The sequence below is a fragment of the Streptococcus mitis SK575 genome, from assembly GCF_000257865.1.
Classification (GTDB): domain Bacteria; phylum Bacillota; class Bacilli; order Lactobacillales; family Streptococcaceae; genus Streptococcus; species Streptococcus mitis_CQ.
The window spans coordinates 27,555-42,119 of record NZ_AICU01000048.1; the positions used below are offsets into that span (position 1 = coordinate 27,555).

Below are 14,565 nucleotides of genomic sequence, written 5' to 3' on the forward strand. Positions count from 1 at the left end.
TTTTCAGCCTCCTTGATTTTTTTATAAATGAATGGAGTTCGTAAATTTGTCTACACTTACAACTCTGTTCGATTTTCAATAGCCCGTAAGAGGGTCACTTCATCCGCATACTCGATATCTGCTCCCACAGCGAGGCCTCGTGCTAGACGAGTAACCTTAATCCCTGCAGGTTTGAGAAGCCGAGAGATATACATGGAAGTCGCTTCCCCATCTGCTGTGGCATTGGTTGCTACGATTACCTCTGAAACTTCACTATCCATAAGACGGGTCATGAGGCTCTTGAGATTGATATCATCTGGACTAATGCCATTCATGGGAGAAATGAGACCATGCAGGACATGGTAAAGTCCGTGGTATTCCTGAATATTTTCCATGGCAGCGACATCGCGGCTATCCTCCAGGACCAGAATCGTAGACTGATCACGGCTAGGATCGGTACAGATAGAGCACGGGTCTTCATCTGTTAATCGTCCACAAATAGAGCAATAGGTCAATTCTCGCTTGGCTGCAAGAAGATTTTTTGCAAATTCATTGACGTCGTCATCCGGCATTCCAATAGTATAAAAGGCCAGTCGAGTTGCTGTCTTAATCCCAATACCAGGAAGTTTGGAATAACTGTCAATCAACTTAGCAATAGGTGTTGGATAAAGCATGGCTTCCTTTCTAATTCATTGGATGGTGTTGGTTATATAAATTGATAATGTCGCGAGCAATTGCTGGCCCAACATTTTTGGTTAAATTGGTATTATGAGGAAAGACTACTGCAACTGCAATTTGAGGATTTTCTGTTGGAGCATAGGCCACGGCATTGGTATTATTAGCTTCTTGACCACCAGCTACATAGCTTTCACCTGTACCGGTCTTACCACTGATAGAAACAGTGGCGCCATCTGAAAACGCCCGTCCTGTCGTAAGGGGACTAGTTCCATGCGATACTTGGTAAAATCCTTGGTGCAAGATACTCATATCGGAGTCGGATATATTGACCTTATTCATCTCTGTCGGTTGCAGTTGCTGAATCAAGTCACCCAGTCCTCCCTTATCATTATTACCATAAATGCCTTCAACAATACGAGGAGCCACACGAACACCATCATTTGCAATAGTTGCTACATACTGAGCCAACTGCATGGGCGTATAGTTATCAAACTGCCCAAAGGAATTGGTGATGTAATTAGCAAAGCTATACTCTTTGGGAACAAATCCAGTAGATTCATCTGGTAGGTCAATTCCGGTCGCAGCCCCCAAGCCATATTCGCCAAAGGTCGCACGAAGTTTTCCCATAGCTGTTTCCAAATTGCTGGTTCCAACAAACATATTTGGTTGATAGGTCTGGCCCATGATTCCAAGAGCGGTTTGAACCATGTAAGCATTGGATGAATACTCCAAGGCTTCCACAGCTGTAATAGGAAAAGATCCATATGCCAATTTATACCAAGAATAAATTGGAGCTGAACCTTGGAAAACAATAGGCTGATCTGTTAAGGTTTGGTTTCCTGATAAAACACCATTTTCCCAACCTGAGCTGATGGTAGCGGCCTTAACAACCGAACCTGGGACAAAGACATTGGTTACCGTTCCCAAGGAATCAGGAGTCAACTCTCCCGTTTTCAGGTCATGTTTGAGTCCTGACATAGACAAAACAGCACCTGTTTTGGGGTTAAGGGCGACTGCATACACACCCTCAGAATACTTGGCTCCACCATTTCCTAGCTCGGAATTGAAATAACTTTTCAGCAAAGCATCCACGCTATCTTGGAAGGCCAAATCAATGGTCAGTTTGATATTGTTTCCCTTACTACCTTCCTCAATTGTATCCACGCTTTCCATATTGCCATATTTATCCAGATGGATTTCTTTTACCGAGCGTTTTCCTTGTAAGGTCTCTTCATATTGCTTTTCCAAATACGAGGTTCCAACACGGTCATTTAGAGAATAGCCTTTTTTAAGATAGGCTTCTGCTTCTTCCGCTGGGAGACCAGCTTTTTCACTGGATACACTCCCTACTATAGAAGAAAGGGAAGTTTCCAAAATCTTTCGATCCCAAGAAGTAGAAATACTAATGCCAGGCATCTCCTTTGAAATAGAGGCAATAACAGCCACCTGAGAATCATTTAGAGGATCTGTCGCAATGGTTCCTGTCGCAAAGTTTCCAACAGCATTTAACTGACTAAAAAGATAGATTTCTTTCTTTTCATCCTCTGTATAGTTTAGTTGACTTGTTGGAACACTATCGACCGCATTGTTATACAGTTCTGATTCGGATAGGCGATTGCCATCTGAATCCAAGCGTTTCTCACTTGGGAGAGCTTCCACTGTTTTTTTATAGATTTCAGGATCAGCCAAATAGTAATCAGCCAGCTGGCGTTCTGTCAAATTTGGCGAACTGATGCTCACATAAGTCAGTAACTTTTTAGCTATTTCTTTTAAGTCTGTAGCCGTCATTTTATTGCTACGCGTAAAGGAAACAACCTGTTTTAACGTATTTTCTACCAAAGGTTTTCCACTAGCATCATAGATTTCCCCACGGGCAGAACTGGTTGTGACCTTGGTCTGACTAGCTGAGGCTAGCTTTTTTTCGTAAAAATCCTTGTTCAAAACCTGCATATACAACAAACGACCAATAATGGTCATAAAGAGTAAAATGACGATTGAAAACAATAAATTAAGCCGAATCGGAATCGAATGGCTGTTAAATTTTCTCATACAAATCAGTCTCATTTCTAACTTAAAATCTTACTCTTAATTGTACCACAATTTGAGCAGAAAATTATGGAAAAGAAAGAAGCTTTTTTTCGTTTTTACAGTAAGATACGTTTTTATTTATCCATCCCTATATTATATGTTATAATGAATGTAAAAGTTCAATAATCTAGTCTTTTTCCAACACGACTCATTTAAAGGAGCCTTCCCTATGGACAAACCAGATATCGCAACTGTCATTGATTCACATTTTGAAGAAATGACAGACCTAGAGCAAGAAATTGCTCGCTATTTTTTGCAAGCTGAGACGATTAAAGATGATTTATCTTCTCAACAAGTCACTCAGAAATTACATATCTCCCAAGCCGCACTAACCCGCTTTGCTAAAAAGTGTGGCTTTACTGGCTACCGAGAATTTATTTTCCAATACCAACATCAATCAAAAAAACAGGACACTTATTCTCACAAACATAGTCCTTTAACCAAACGAGTCCTCAGAAGTTATAGCAATATGAGGGAACAAACACAGGACTTGATTGACGAAGTCCAACTAGAACGAATTGCCCAGTTAATCGAAGATGCTGAGCGTATCTACTTCTTCGGAACAGGGAGTTCTGGCCTCGTCGCTCGTGAAATGAAATTACGGTTCATGCGTCTGGGTGTGGTCTGCGAGGCCTTGACCGATCAAGACGGCTTTGCTTGGACAACCAGCATTATGGACGAAAATTGTCTCGTACTTGGTTTCTCACTTTCTGGCACAACTCCCTCTATTTTAGATAGTCTATTAGATGCCAAGGAGATGGGAGCAAAGACTGTACTCTTTTCAAGTGTTCCCAATAAAGATAGTCAGGCCTACACAGAGACTGTTCTTGTAGCCACCCACAGCCAACCTTCCTACATCCAACGAATATCCGCTCAACTTCCTATGCTCTTCTTTATCGATTTGATTTATGCCTACTTTTTGGAAATCAATCGCGAAAGCAAGGAAAAAATCTTTAATAGCTACTGGGAAAATAAAAAACTCAACGGCTATCGTAGACAAAAACGTGTCAGAAAATTCTAGTTTGGTTGAGTCAAACTAGGATTTTTATTCATCAAAAAACATACCTCTTCTAGATTATGAATTAGTCATATCTTGATTTAGTCTTGAATAATTTCATGTAATCACTTTTTGAAGGGAGTAAATAAGCAAGTCTGACGGTATCCTCAACAATTGTATATAATACGATGTAATCCTTACTCAAGGTCAATCCTCGCGTTTGGTAGTGAGGATCTAATTTCTTACCAAATTTTTCATCGGCATCAAATCCAGCTTGGGGGAAAATTTCTAGACGATTAATATCTTTTCTAATACTCTCCACTTTTCGTCTCGCAGCCTCTACAGAACCGATTTCCTCTGCTATATACTGATATATTTTATCCAGACTATCAATCACTATAGGAGAATACAAAATCCTATATTTTTTATAATCCATAGCGTGTCACGACATCCTCATCTGTCAAGTAATTTCCAGCCTCAATCTTGGCATAACTTTCTTGAACTTCTGCTTGTAATTGTCTAAACAAATACTCCTTCTCTAATTCCTCTTCACTCAGTAAATCTACTTCATTTGTTACGGCAACATTCTTTAAAAATAATCTAAGTGCCGATGAAAGAGAGAGATTTTTTTCTTTTAACACTTCCATGGCATCATTTACTAATTCTCTATTAGCTTGGAAGGTCACAATTTTATTTGAATTCGCTATAGACATTTTATATAACCCCTTTATATATTTTATTTATTATCTCACGATTATAAAGAAAGTCAAGGGAACTTGATTAGAAAATCCTAGTTTGGTCTAGCCAAACTAGGATTGTTTTGTCTTGATACTCTTCGAAAATCTCTTCAAACCACGTCAGATTCGCCTTGCCGTAGATATATGATTACTGACTTCGTCAGTCTTATCTACAACCTCAAAACAATGTTTTGAGCAACCTACGGATAGCTTCCTAGTTTGCTCTTTGATTTTCATTGAGTATAAAATGATAATAAGCTCCCAACATACCTGCCGTATTTTGGTGATGGGCAAATTCTAATCGTGTTTTTTCAGCTAGGCTTGGTACCAAAGCCTCTTTCAAAGCTTTGCGGATCTTGGGTTTGAGGATAGCCTCTTGTCCCATGATACCGCCACCGAGAATGACCACTTCTGGATTAGCAACGTAGCAAATATTAGCCAGACCTTTCCCTAGATAGTCTACCATGCGGTCAATACCAGCCATACAAATCTTGTTGCCTTCAGTGGCTTCCTTAAAGATACGTCGGCCATTCCACTGGTCAACTGGATCTCCATGACCTGCTGCTACATACTCTACCAAGGCTGTCGTAGAAGCCAAATCTTGGAACTCTCCATCCTGCATATGCATATAACCAACTTCACAGGCTGAATTGCTAAATCCATGGAAAACCTTCCCCCCCATAATCAAGCAACCGCCGATACCTGTTCCAATAGTCAAGCAAAGGATGACACTCGCTCCCTTGCCTGAACCAGATACCGCTTCAGCCAGACCTGCACAGTTGACGTCATTTTCAATCTCACAAGGAACGTTAAAGCTAGTCTCGATTTCCTTTTTGAACTGGGTGCCTGCATAATTTGGAATCTGAGACCCAGCATAGAAAATCTCACCCTTATCTGGATCCACCATTCCTGCAGAAGAAATGGCAACGCCTGCTACTGGGCCTTTTTCTAAATAGCTGGCTACGATATCTTTGGTCTTTTGTAAGATATGAGGTCCACCTTTATGCGCCTCTGTTGGCATTTCATGCGATTCAACAAGTTGGCCTTCTTGGTCGATCAAACCATATTTGATGTTGGTTCCACCGATATCAATTGCAACGTAGTGTGTCATAAATACCTCCTTATGGATTAGAGGAAGCGCTCCTTGGTTTCACGAATCAAGGCTGCAACTGCTTCTACAACTGGACGATCTTCTTCAGTCACTGGTGTCAATGGTGAACGAACAGAACCAATATTCAAGCCTTCATTGATTTTCAAGACTTCCTTAATCACACCGTACATATTTCCATGTGCAGAAGTGAGTTTACCAATGATTGCGTTGATAGCATACTGTAATTCACGCGCTGTCTCCAAGTCTTTGTCAGCAATCAACTGATTGAGTTTCAAGAAGAGTTCTGGCATAGCACCATAAGTACCACCGATACCAGCTTTAGCTCCCATGAGGCGGCCACCTAGGAACTGCTCATCTGGACCATTAAAGACGATGTGGTCTTCTCCACCAAGGCTGACAAAGGTTTGGATATCTTGAACTGGCATAGAGGAGTTCTTAACACCGATAACACGAGGATTTTTCAACATTTCTGTGTAAAGGCTTGGAGTCAAAGCAACCCCTGCCAATTGAGGAATGTTATAAATCACGTAGTCTGTATTTGGAGCTGCAGAACTGATATCGTTCCAATATTTAGCAACTGAGTATTCTGGCAAGCGGAAGTAAATCGGTGGAATCGTTGCAATAGCATCTACACCCAAGCTTTCTGCGTGGCGAGCAAGTTCCATACTGTCTTTGGTATTGTTGCAAGCAACATGGGCAATAATGGTCAATTTACCTTTAGCAACTGCCATGACTTCTTCCAAGATTAACTTGCGGTCTTCAACACTTTGGTAGATACATTCACCAGAAGAACCATTGACATAGAGACCTTGAACTCCCTTATCAATGAAGTATTGAACCAAGGCACGCGTACGCTCTGGACTGACTTCTCCTTGATCATCATAACATGCGTAGAAGGCTGGAATGACACCTTCGTATTTTTTTAAATCTGACATAGATTTTCTCCTAACTTATTTCCGAAACGAGGGGAGAAAATAAATTTTTCATCCCCTTTACATTATGTTTATTTTACAATTTCTGACAATTTTACTTTGCGATCTTCAAACATAGACTGGGTACAAGCATCTGCAGTAGCAATTGCTTCTAGAGCAGCTTCACCTGTCAATAGTTTTGCAAATTCTTCTGATACTGGAGCTCCTTGCATAATCTCATGCAGATAGCGCATTTCTTTGTCGATCACAGATGATAGCCATAATGGAGTACGTTTACCTGGTTTACCATAAGCAATTGCTCCGTCCATCTCTGTACTATGATAGATGCGAGTACGATCATCATCTTCTTCTTGTGATTCATGAATCAAGAAATAGCTTTCTTGTCCATCTAGCTTAAGAGTTCCTTTACAGTTGAATAAGTCTAAGCGGATAGCACCTTTCGTTCCTTGAATCAAAACATAATGTTCACCCCAACGATAAGCTGAACCCCATTCTAACAAGGCAAAACGTTTATTAGAAAATTCCATATTGACAAAAATCATATCATCTTCATCACCGAAATTTTCACCTTCATGGGCTACATTTCCACCTGTCATGGTTACAGTTTCTGGCATACCACCCATAAGGAATTGCACGCAATCCAATTCATGAATATGGTGATACAAGTGACCACCTGATTTTTCACGAATTTTTTTCCATGATACTGACGGTTGTTGTTCTTCCCAACCATTACGAGCTGTGTGACAATATAGAACGTCTCCGATGACTCCTTGATTAATGAGTTCTTTTGCATGATGGACACCATTAAAGAAGTTCATAATATGTCCTGCCATAAAGGTTACATTATTTTCTTTACATGCATCTACCATCTCGCGACAATCTTGATAAGAAAGCGCAATTGGTTTTTCACAGAAAACATTTTTGCCATGTTGTGCAGCCTTAATAACCGGTTCCTTATGAAGATTATTTGGAGTTGCGACGATAACACAATCTACTTCATCGCTAGAAACCAACTCATCTAGGGAACTTGCTACTTTTGCTCCCAATTCTTCTGCAATAGCCTCTGCATTATCTGGATCATAGAGAAGAGTAATCTCTGCTCCATCATTCTTTTGCATATAACGAGCCAACTCAGCTCCAAAATATCCTGTTCCAACAACACCGTATTTAACCATGTTTTTTCTCCTTTATTTTGTTAAATCATTAATTTCCAAATCTATATACTGAACTACATTGCTTAAATGCAATTCATTTCTTGACCATGAATCATATTTTTCAAACAATACACCTATGTGATGATTTGGCAATTCTGTAATCGCAGAATAAGCATAACCATACGAAGGCAAATCAATGTCATAGTGGTATTTCCAATCGATACTATCATCTTCTTTATTGACTAAACCGACAACTAATTGACCTCCCTTACGGCCATTTCTAGAATTTGGTGTACTCAAAATGACTGCTTCTTTTCCATCAACTAATTGAGAGTATCTAATTGCAGATACTTGTGTACCATATGAAGTTTGTTGAATTCCATCGATATACGAAACTTCTGACCATGTTTCTCCAGAATCTCTACTAGTCATATAGGCAATCTTACCTGTAGTAGTTCTAAAGAATGTTCTAATCACACCATCTCTCATTTCAACCATTTGCGCTTCTGCTGTCGCATTCTTAAACGGAATTGAAGCTGAGGATTTCTTCCATGTTTGACCACTATCATCAGAAATGAGATAAGTTAGTTCGCCACTAGTATATGTTGCAAAAATTAATCTATTACTTGATTTTAATGCTAAACCTTGTCCGGGACATAAGTAAGTTCCATTATGTTTTTCTCCTAAGAACGGAGGCAATAACTTAAATTGTTCCCAACTCTCTCCTCTATTCTGACTAATTGTCATTGCTATATAATTAGTAGGAGTCACTTTAAATAACGAATCTTTGTAGAAAACATTCATAGGAACCTGTTTTCCATTATGCCTTTCTCTTAAAGAGCCACTATCAAAATCAACCGAATATTGTTCAACTGTTAAAGACTTTCCTCCCTCTAAAACTTCATACTTATCATTTATAGTATAATTTGTAGGTTTATTAGTTGTTTCATCATAAACGACACCATTTTCTCTGACTGTATAACGGAAATCATTATCTCCATCCTTCTTTAGTTTTAAATAATAATGACCGTTTATTTCTTTAAAACCTGAATCAGCTTTATTTGCATTATTATTTCCGATACCAGCAGGCATAACATCAGCTAATAAGATCGTTTTCCCAGATTTTTTATCTTCAACAATGGATGAATCTATAAATGAAGCACTTCCACTAATTTGACTATTCTTTAATTTATTATCTCGTGGCCAGTAAACTAACTGCTCCTCATAGTCATTAAACTTCATAGCAAAAGTTGGCTCACTCCACGTTTTCCCATTATCATCACTATAAGAAGTCGCGATATTAATCTTACTTTTAGAATCATGAGTCCCACCATAACGTGCATCAATACTTGATAGAACTCTTCCACTACTTAATGTATATAATGTCGGTATTCTAAAATAGTTTGCTTGAGTAGAATCTCCTGATTGGAAAATTAACTGAAATGGATTTGACAAGGGAATAGTTGAAACTTCCTGATCACTAATTGCTTTATTAAATAGACTGATTTCATCAATACTTCCTCTTGCAAGATAATGATCCTTGCCTTCACGATTAACAGCTCCTAGTGTTGCCTTATCTATACCATTTATATTTGAAATCGGCAAAAATGTATCAACTGTTTCAGAGAACACTTCTATACCATTAACATACATTGTGTATGTCTTATCTTTAGAATCAGATACAAATACGAGTGTATTTTCAACTGCCTGTCCTTTATGCTTTCCCCATAATGAAGCTGGTCTAGAAAATAAATAATTTATTCCCTTTTGGGCGTCTCTTATTTCTACACCTATCTCACCAGAATCTCTCATGAAAATTGAAAAGTAATTATTTTTAAAGCCTGCTTTACTATTAGATAGACCAAACAAAGCTTGAAGCGAGTTTGGTTTATCTGCTTTAAATTTCATTACTACTGTCTGACTCTCTCCAGATAATTTATCTAATAACAAAGGGCTGATATCTATACTCTTATTGTTCAGTTGATATGAACCTCCTTGAAAAATAGGAGATATAGACAGTTGACCATAGTTTAATTCATTCGCATGAATCAAAGTGGGTACTCCCATTAAAAGACTAATTCCTACAACAGAAATTCCTAGTTTTGAATAAAGACCTCTCTTATTCATTTTTTCCTTCTTTCGTTTACTTCACAGATCCTTCTGATAATCCACTTGCAATCTTATTTTGGATAATAGAGAAGAAAATAATTGATGGAAGAACCACAATAACAGATGCTGCCATCATATCTCCCCAGTCTAAAATTTCTGAACCGTTAAGAGATCGAAGAGCTACTGCTACTGTCATCTTTCCTGTATTGTTAATCAAAATTAAAGCATACAAGAATTCATTCCAAGCATTGATAAATGTATAAATAGCTGTTGCTACAATACCTGGTGCTACAATCGGTAGCACAACTTTATAAAATGTAACAAATTTATTTGCACCATCAATTCTAGCTGCTTCTTCAATTCCAATTGGAACTGTTTGGAAAAATCCAACTAAGAGCCAAACTGCATATGGAACACTAAAAGATAGATAAACCATCATCAAGCCAAATAAACTATTTGTTAATCCAACTTTAGCAATGGCAATTGAATAGGGAATTGCTAACAAAATTGGTGGAAAAATGTAGGTAATGACAAGTAATCTCGACATGATTGCTCCCAATTTAGGGAAGAATCTAACAATACCATAGGCTGCCATAGCAGAAATAATAATCGCAATAACGGTTGTAGCTAAGGCAATGATTAAACTGTTTCGAATGTTATCAATAAAGTGCAAATCGTTAATAACATGAGTGAAATAATCTAATGTAAATTGTTCAGGCCAAAATCGTGTTGGATACTGAGTTAATTCCCCTTTCCCCTTGACAGAAGATATGATAATCCATACCAATGGGAAAATTGCAACGATGGTCGCACCAATCAAGAGTACATGTGAGAGAATATCTAAATAAATACCGGATTTCTTCTTCATTATTTTCTACCCTCCTTTTCCCACTTACTGATGATAGCAAAGTAGATAAAGCAAATTGCCACCAAGAAGATAAAGAGCAATACTGTAACTGCTGAAGCACGACCCAACAATTTAGTTCCCCAACCTAGGTTGTAGGCAAAAATTGGAAGCGTCGTTGTAGCATTGGCTGGTCCACCACCTGTAATTAGGTAGATAATGTCAAAGTTATTAAAGATCCATACAGTTCTCAAAACGACTAGAAGCCCTACAACCACTTTAATATGTGGAAAGACGATAAACTTGAACACCTGCCAACTTGAAGCACCATCTATCTTAGCAGCCTCAAATTGTTCTTCTGGTACTGTTTGCAAAGCTGAAAGCACATTAACCATAATCATCGGCGCTCCAAACCAAATGTTGATAAACACTAAACATAGGAATGCCCATGTACTATCTGTCAAAAATGCAGGCGTATGTTCCATTAAACCTAATTTTACGATTAGATTAGGTAAGTAGCCATAAACCCCGTTTAGAATCCACTGCCAAGAAAAGGCAATAACGATGGTAGGAAATGCCCAAGGAACAATCAATAAGGTCCTATATAATTTCTTGAAGTGGCGTACTCTGTGAAGAGCCAAAGCCAATACAAACCCTACTAAAACTTGACCAACTAATGAGAAAACGGTCCACTTAATTGAATTAAAGAACGCATTAAAGAAGTTGGGATCTGATAGCACAGCTTTATAGTTAGCTAAACCAACAAATTTATAATTAGGCATAATCAAATGCTTATTGGTAAAGCTATAAAAAATACTCGAGAAAAACGGATAAACAAAGAGTAATCCTACGATAATCATAGCTGGCAAAACAAATATCCAGCGAGTTAAATTACGTTCTTTAACCATTCTCCTTCTCCCTTCTTTTACAAGATTGGGCTAGGGCTTTTCAGCTCACTAGCCCACCTATTTTCTAATCTTTTACATCTACTGAGCAGCCTCAAATAAATCGTTTAATTGTTTTTCTGCTTCTTTTGCTGCTTTCATAGGATCTGTTCCATTTGAAATGATATCTTGGAACATTTGTTCAATAATGTGTTGGTTAGTCAACATACCAGCTTGTACACTTGGTCCATTTTCATAACCAATAGCAGTACCTTTTTTAACAGCTTCAGTAATCACTTCTTCAGCATGTTTAAATTTCTTACGAGTTTCATTTTCTTTATAGGCTGCAGAATCGCTAATCCCCTTAATAGTTGGCAACATACCTACTGGAGTTGAATCAAGGAATTTAACGTAGTCTTCTTCATTATAAAGTGATTCTAAGAATGCTTTAGCAACTTCTGGGTGTTTTGAATTTTTCCAAACAACCATTGGAATGTTTGAGGTTTCAATTCCTTGGTCCTTATCAGATTCTTTGATTTTTGGAATAGGATAAGCATCAATTGAATCAATCAGTTGAGGACTGTTGGCATTAATTCCTCCAATATGGAAGCCAGAGTTAAAGTCAAATGCTGTTTTTCCTTGATAGAACAAGGTAGCTTGTTGAAGGACATTAAAGTTCAAAGAATCTTGAGGTGAAATTTCTTTATACATTTTAACCCAGTATTTAATACCATCTTGAGCAAGTTGACTTGTCAAATCTGCTTTAAGATCTTTTGTTAAGAGACTTCCACCACCACTACGTACGTAGAAGTTCAAGAAACGTGTTGCCATTAAGTCATTTGTTCCAAACGGAACAGACAAGCCATAAACTCCAGCTTCTTTCAATTTTTTAGAAGCTTCATAGAGTTGATCCCAAGTTTTAGGAACCTCAATATTATGTTCTTTTAATAAATCTGTTCTAACCCACATGACTTGTGCATGTGAATAAAGAGGAACAGAGTAGTAATCATCTCCGATTTTTGCTTCATTTAAGGCAGTTTCGTTAAATTTATCCTGTCCAATACGCTTGATAGAATCATTTAGCGGAACCAAAGCATCTGAGTTGACCATTTCCATTACTTGGTTAGGAAGAGCTGTACTGATATCTGGCACATTCCCATTTGCTAAACCTGTAGTCCATTTAGTATAGAAGTCATTCCAAGAGAATGTTTCAATCTTAATTTTCGTTTTCGGATGCTTTTGCATGAAGGCATCTGCTGATTTTTGAATACTTTCTAAACGTGGTCCTTGAGTAAAGGAGTGCCACATTGTAATCTCACCAGATAATTCTGTCGGTGGTTCAGTACTAGTTGTAGCTTCTTTTTTTCCTGAACAAGCTACCAAGGCAACGGCTGCTAGCGCAACTCCAGCTAGACATAAAAACTTTCTCATTTTTTTCATTGTTCTTCCCTTTCTACATTAAGAAATCGCAACTTTAAAGACAACTTTTTTAACAGGTTCATCATTTATACGAACCTTGGGTTGATGTAAATCTTCTGGAAAAGTGATAAGGCATTCGCCAGCTCTCAAATGAACTAACTGTTCCACTTCCCCTGTGTATAATTCAATGTCTTTTTCTTCATCATATTCTTGGGTAACGCTTACATTTTCTGGTGACGTAACAGCCATGGCTTCTTCGTTTTCCAAAACTAAATGAATGTCCAAATATTTTTGGTGAGTTTCAAAGAAGGCTCCTGCTTGACCGTCTGCTAGATACGTAAAGCAATTCCCAAATAATCGATCACCATCGATATCAATCGGACCTTCTGTTAAATTGTCTAGTCCTGTTTTTTCTAGAAAATCTATTAATGTTGCAAAATGTGGATTTACTTTCACATAAGTTCCTAAACGACTGATTTTAGTAATAATCATACTCAATCCCCCTTTCTTTACTTTTTATTTAAGACCAGCAACGAATCGTTCTGTAATCTCTTTTGGTCTAGTAATAGCGCCACCTACAACGATGCCTCGCACTCCATATCCCAGGATTTGTTTGGCTTGTTCTGGTGTATGAATTTTCCCTTCTGCAATGACATCTACACCGGCATCACAGAGTTTTTTAATTAATTCAAAATCGGGACCATCCACTTTTGGACTGTAAGATGTGTATCCTGATAAGGTTGTTCCGACAAAGTCAATTCCCGCTTCAACAGCGGCTAGTCCTTCTTCAAAAGTACTAGTATCAGCCATCAAGAGCTGGTTAGGATATTTCTCTTTAACCTGACGAATGAACTCTTGAATTTCCAAACCATCATAGCGTTCGCGTTTAGTACAGTCTAGAGCAATCACTTCAATATCTAGTTCTGCTAGTTCATCAACTTCTTTCATAGTAGCCGTGATGAAGGGTTCTTGCGGTGGATAATCTCGTTTAATTATCCCAATGATTGGAAGGTTGGTAACCTCCTTGATTTCTTTGATATCGCGAACACTGTTTGCTCGGATACCGACTGCTCCACCTTGCTCAGCCGCTTTGACCAGCAAGGGAATGACTCCTCCCGCTTCTGTATAAAGCGGTTCGTGAGGAAGGGCCTGACAAGAAACGATGATTCCATCTTTGATTTGTGCAATCAAGGCTTCTTTAGTAATCTGTGGCATCCTCTTTCCTCCTTTTCTTTGTTCTTATGAGTTTATTATATATTATCTGTGAAGCGCTTTCAATGCTTTGTAGTAGGATAGATTCCAGTTTCAAAAGTATTTTATAGAACAGCTGTTTCTGAAAGTAGTTTCAGAGAAGTCATCTATCTTATACTCTTAGAAAATCTCTTCAAACCACGTCAACGTTGCCTTGCAGTACTCAAGTACAGCCTGCGGCTAGTTTCCTAGTTTGCTCTTTGATTTTCATTGGGTAACTTCTAAAACTAATTTCCAGTTTTGGGAGAGAGATGGAAGTTACTTTGAAAAGTTACGCTTTTTTCCGAATAAATAGATAGAACCATCGAATCTAACAAAATTAGATTTCAAACTATGGTATAATAGAAGGAGGGAATGGATGATTCTCAGACATCCGGGCATC

Annotated in this window: 14 protein-coding genes; 1 reads left to right on the plus strand and 13 read right to left on the minus strand. The window is 38.2% G+C overall.

The features are described from left to right. Positions 1-56 precede the first annotated feature (56 nt). Both recR and pbp2b read right to left on the minus strand, forming a co-directional pair. On the minus strand, positions 57-653 hold the full coding sequence (recR, locus tag HMPREF1048_RS06325; protein WP_000966738.1) for a recombination mediator RecR: 597 nt from the start codon (positions 651-653) through the stop codon (positions 57-59). A 10-nt stretch (positions 654-663) separates the two neighbouring features. Continuing rightward, complete coding sequence (pbp2b, locus tag HMPREF1048_RS06330; RefSeq protein WP_080568535.1) at positions 664-2,721, minus strand: penicillin-binding protein 2B; 2,058 nt, start codon at positions 2,719-2,721, stop codon at positions 664-666. A gap of 193 nt (positions 2,722-2,914) precedes the next feature. Between pbp2b and HMPREF1048_RS06335 the strand changes: the two genes are divergently transcribed. After that, a complete protein-coding gene (locus HMPREF1048_RS06335; protein WP_000360346.1) occupies positions 2,915-3,766 on the plus strand; it encodes a MurR/RpiR family transcriptional regulator in 852 nt (283 codons plus the stop codon). A gap of 61 nt (positions 3,767-3,827) precedes the next feature. Here HMPREF1048_RS06335 and HMPREF1048_RS06340 read toward each other — a convergent pair whose 3' ends face one another. The 11 genes from HMPREF1048_RS06340 to HMPREF1048_RS06390 all read right to left on the minus strand — a co-directional run bounded on the left by HMPREF1048_RS06340 (position 3,828) and on the right by HMPREF1048_RS06390 (position 14,147). Next, entirely contained in the window at positions 3,828-4,178 is a 351-nt protein-coding gene (locus tag HMPREF1048_RS06340) for a type II toxin-antitoxin system RelE/ParE family toxin (RefSeq protein ID WP_000384861.1), read from the minus strand. Beyond that, positions 4,168-4,455, minus strand: coding sequence for a type II toxin-antitoxin system RelB/ParD family antitoxin (relB, locus tag HMPREF1048_RS06345; protein ID WP_000020413.1), 288 nt, complete (start codon positions 4,453-4,455; stop codon positions 4,168-4,170). Before relB ends, HMPREF1048_RS06340 begins: the two co-directional genes overlap by 11 nt. A 238-nt stretch (positions 4,456-4,693) precedes the next feature. After that, entirely contained in the window at positions 4,694-5,590 is an 897-nt protein-coding gene (locus tag HMPREF1048_RS06350) for an ROK family protein (protein ID WP_000150256.1), read from the minus strand. A gap of 17 nt (positions 5,591-5,607) precedes the next feature. Next, a complete protein-coding gene (locus HMPREF1048_RS06355) occupies positions 5,608-6,525 on the minus strand; it encodes a dihydrodipicolinate synthase family protein (RefSeq protein WP_001281501.1) in 918 nt (305 codons plus the stop codon). 68 nt (positions 6,526-6,593) lie between these two features. Next, positions 6,594-7,697 carry a Gfo/Idh/MocA family protein gene (locus HMPREF1048_RS06360; protein WP_000241736.1) on the minus strand — a complete coding sequence of 368 codons (1,104 nt, stop codon included), beginning with the start codon at positions 7,695-7,697 and terminating at the stop codon, positions 6,594-6,596. Positions 7,698-7,709: 12 nt separating this feature from the next. Further along, positions 7,710-9,803 carry a neuraminidase NanB gene (gene nanB / locus HMPREF1048_RS06365; protein ID WP_001042151.1) on the minus strand — a complete coding sequence of 698 codons (2,094 nt, stop codon included), beginning with the start codon at positions 9,801-9,803 and terminating at the stop codon, positions 7,710-7,712. A 16-nt stretch (positions 9,804-9,819) separates the two neighbouring features. After that, a complete protein-coding gene (locus HMPREF1048_RS06370) occupies positions 9,820-10,653 on the minus strand; it encodes a carbohydrate ABC transporter permease (protein ID WP_000730332.1) in 834 nt (277 codons plus the stop codon). Beyond that, positions 10,653-11,537: a carbohydrate ABC transporter permease gene (locus tag HMPREF1048_RS06375; protein WP_000237988.1), complete on the minus strand. Its 885-nt coding sequence runs from the start codon at positions 11,535-11,537 to the stop codon at positions 10,653-10,655. The genes HMPREF1048_RS06370 and HMPREF1048_RS06375 overlap by 1 nt, the downstream gene beginning before the upstream one ends. 78 nt (positions 11,538-11,615) lie before the next feature. After that, a complete protein-coding gene (locus HMPREF1048_RS06380; RefSeq protein ID WP_000738774.1) occupies positions 11,616-12,953 on the minus strand; it encodes an ABC transporter substrate-binding protein in 1,338 nt (445 codons plus the stop codon). A gap of 18 nt (positions 12,954-12,971) precedes the next feature. Beyond that, entirely contained in the window at positions 12,972-13,424 is a 453-nt protein-coding gene (locus HMPREF1048_RS06385) for a YhcH/YjgK/YiaL family protein (protein WP_000587480.1), read from the minus strand. 24 nt (positions 13,425-13,448) lie between these two features. Further along, the gene (locus HMPREF1048_RS06390; RefSeq protein WP_001135679.1) at positions 13,449-14,147 is read right to left on the minus strand and encodes an N-acetylmannosamine-6-phosphate 2-epimerase; all 699 of its coding nucleotides are present in this window, start codon (positions 14,145-14,147) and stop codon (positions 13,449-13,451) included. Positions 14,148-14,565 lie beyond the last annotated feature (418 nt).